The 3,713-nt window shown below is 34.9% G+C and carries 2 protein-coding genes; one reads left to right on the top strand and one right to left on the bottom strand.

Annotated elements, in window-relative coordinates:
• On the bottom strand, nt 1-1,905 hold a 1,905-nt coding region (locus Q0502_RS07475), incomplete at its 3' end, for a SusC/RagA family TonB-linked outer membrane protein (RefSeq protein ID WP_298649135.1).
• A 279-nt stretch (nt 1,906-2,184) separates the two neighbouring features.
• On the opposite strand from Q0502_RS07475, the gene Q0502_RS07480 reads away from it, so the two are divergent.
• Nucleotides 2,185-3,713 (top strand): two-component regulator propeller domain-containing protein (locus tag Q0502_RS07480; protein ID WP_298649137.1); only part of this gene is annotated, 1,529 nt, incomplete at its 3' end.

The following is a 3,713-nucleotide window of genomic DNA, read 5'->3' on the forward strand; positions in this document are numbered from 1 at the left end:
CAAAAAGTCCTCCTCATTTATCCTCCAGGCAAATGCTCCTGAAGGGAAATAAGAGAATTTATTTCCTGGTGGGAATTTAGAAGATCCATCTGCACGAAAACTTGCGGTAAATAAATATTTATTCATTAAGGTATAGTTAATACGGCCTAAATATGACATCAAAGAATAATATGAATAAGAATTATTTGGTGGTAGAATGTTTGCACCAAACTTCAAACTTTCTTCTTTCAGATTTTCTAACTCTAATCCCGTAGTAGAGGTGCTGAGATTGTCAAATATTGTACGCTGAAAAGTAATACCACCTAACACATTTATGTCATGTATTTTTCTCAAATTTCGCGTATAGTTCACTGTATTCTCATTCAATAAATTGGTAGTTCGAGTGGTACCGTGAGTAGCCCTCCCTTTATCTACGCGCCCCATGCCGGATGTAGAAGGATAAAAATTCTTACTTTTTGCATCTGTCATATATCCGCCTATAGTCGAACGAATCGTCCAATACTTCGTGGGAGTCATAATCACATAAGCATTTCCTTGTGTCCTTCGAGCATCCGTCCTTTGAACAACAGTATTTAAATTATTAACCGGATTATTCCATGAGCTTGCCGGATCGTCAGGGGAATAAGACTCGTCTATTTCATTATCAGCTATATTTGGCCTAAATATCAACATTTGAGTAAATATATTTGAACCTGTTTGACTTGTAGCATTCACAATTCCATTATTTGTAATTGCAGACCCAGAAAGATTCATTCCCAATTTAAAAATACTGTTCAAAGTACTTTCCACTTTCATTGAATAAGAAAGTCGATCCATATCGGAATTTTTCACTATACCGGTTTTATCATAATAACCAAGAGTGAACGAGTATGTATTAGTCTTAGAACTACCCCTTAGTGAGATATTATAATTTTGAGAAATTCCCAAACGGAAAATCTCATCTTGCCAAACTCTATTTATACCACTTATTTTAGGCGTTCCGTCAGAGTTCCAGCCTTGGGCCAAATTTCCAGTTATTTCGCTTTCTCCCGGAACAAAATCAATTGGTAACGGAAAACGTAATCTCATATATTCTTCATATTCAGATCCTGAAAGTGAATAAGTTCTCTTTTGCGGTAAAAAATCAAATCCCGTGTCAACCGAAAAATTCAGTTGGACTGTGCCATCCTTGGTTCCGGACTTGGTGGTGATTAAAATAACTCCATTAGCACCACGTGATCCATAAATTGCTGTGGCTGATGCATCTTTCAAGACCTCAATAGATTCTATATCATTGGGATTGATCATTGCCATAGGATCTAAAGAAGTGTCTCCCATTCTGCTTGCTCCAGATATTTCACTTACTGAATTCTCCATTAAGACCCCATCAATAACATAGAGCGGCGAAGTTCCAGCACTGACCGAACTTGCACCCCTAATTTTAATACTAATGCCAGAACCGGGATCACCACCATTCTGGACTGCCATTACTCCTGAAATTTTACCTGCTAACGCACTGGTAAACGAAGCTGTACGGCTTTCTTCAATTTCATTAGCCTTCAAAGATGCAACAGAGCCAGTCAAATCACTTTTCTTCGTACTGCCATACCCTATTACCACTAACTCATTCAATTCACTGGGTTGATCTTCCAAGACTATATTTATTACCCTTCTGTTGCCTACCGGAATAATTTGAGACTCTTTTCCAATATAAGAAAAAGAAAGCTCAGCTTTCTCGTTTTTCACAGTGATGGAATAATTACCATCTAAATCTGTAATAACCCCTTGTTTAGTACCTACTTCTATTACTGTTACACCAATCAACGGTAATTCATCCTCCTTGCCAATAACAGTTCCACTCACTCGAATCTGAGCAGAGATTCCCGATACGACTAACAAGAAAGATAAAAGAAATAAAATTCTCATGTGTTCATTTTTTAGATTCATAAATGTAAATTTCAAGTTTGTGACATCAATTCAGCACAAAATTAGAACTATTGTTAAACAGTAGATAGTCGCTATGTAACAATTATTAAAAAGGGTGTAACAGATTTCGATTTTTCAGGTAATCTGTTACTTTCATCTTTATTTATTATCGTTTTGTAACATCTTCGCTCTATATGTAACAAGCGCACGCATTATTACAATTTATTCATGACTTATCTCAAATTTTTATATAAATTTGCTTTCTTACCGTATCTGCCTATGAGAACTTTATATTTTCTAATCAGCATTTTCTTTGGCATTTATAGCAGCATTGCGATAATTGCATCTGATTACAACTTCGAATACCGTTTAGAAATTCTATCTATGAATGAGGGGCTTTTGCAACATGATATCAGTTCAATATCACAAGATAGGTATGGATTTATCTGGATTGCCACCTATGATGGCTTATTACGCTATGACGGTTATACATTTAAAACATTTAGATTTGATGATAATAATCCTAATTCTATCAGTGATAACCGTATCCTGTCCATTTATATGGATTCTTCACAAAACTTGTGGATTGGTACCGAGGGAGGAGGATTAAATCTTTACAACTATGAAAAAGAAGAATTCACCAACATCAGATTCAATGAAAATCCGTTAGACAACAATATCTATTCTTTATATGAAGATAGTGAACATAATTTATGGGCAGGAACGGGCTCGGGAGTTTTTAAAATAAATTATTCCCATTTAAATAACCAATTCAAAATTACCACTGTTTTGTCGGGATTTGAAGAGGCCGACAATATACGTACGATGTATAAAAGTTCAGAGAACGAAATGATAATAGGTACTACGTCAGGCGTATATATTTTAAACCTGAATAACAATAATTCATTTACACCAGACATTTCTCCACAAAAAATACCATCTGTAAATTCACCCATCTATACATCAACACAATTAGATTCAACCTTCCTACTATTGGGAGGACAGGAAGGCCTGTTTATATATAACCAGGAGACAAAAAAAATTGCCGTGTTAAACAATCAGTTGAAATCTATACGTACAATAATAGAAAAGGATAGAGGCCAATATTTCATTGGTACAGAAGAAGCTGGAATCTTTGCATTAACCGGCCAAAAGCTGAATTTCACATTAAAAAAATTAGCCACAGATAAAAGGAAATACCTTGAAAAGGCAATGATAAAAGTATTATTTATTGATAATATGCAGAATTTGTGGATTGGAACAGGTAATAATGGTATTGGACGGCTAAACCTTTTGGCTCCGAAATTTTACCGCCTTCTTGACTCTGAAAATGAAAATGGTAATTTCGTTACTACGTTTTATAAGGATAAAGCAAATAGGTTGTGGGTACAAATCAAACAAAAAACATTGTTTTACATCAATGAGGACACAAATATTCCTGTGACCGTTAATATCCCGCAAATGGTAAACTCCATAACCGAAGATCACGAAAATAATATTTGGGTAGCTACTCCTGACAATATATATAAATTAGAATATAAGAATCACTTCCAAAATCCGGTGCCTGTGCTATCTTCTCTAAGAGTAGCAGGTGAAAGGATAAGAAATATCAGAGGCATAAAAGCAGATGGCAAGGGAAATATATGGGCAGGATACAGAAGTGGACTTATACAAATAAAAAAGAATTCACATGCAAAATATGAAATTAAAACATATAATATTAATTTGAAAAATAATCAAATTAATATCATCAACCTGTATTTCGAAAAAGAGACAAATCGACTTTGGGCATGTACCCGGGATTTTGG

This window comes from uncultured Proteiniphilum sp., from assembly GCF_937873925.1.
Lineage (GTDB): Bacteria > Bacteroidota > Bacteroidia > Bacteroidales > Dysgonomonadaceae > Proteiniphilum.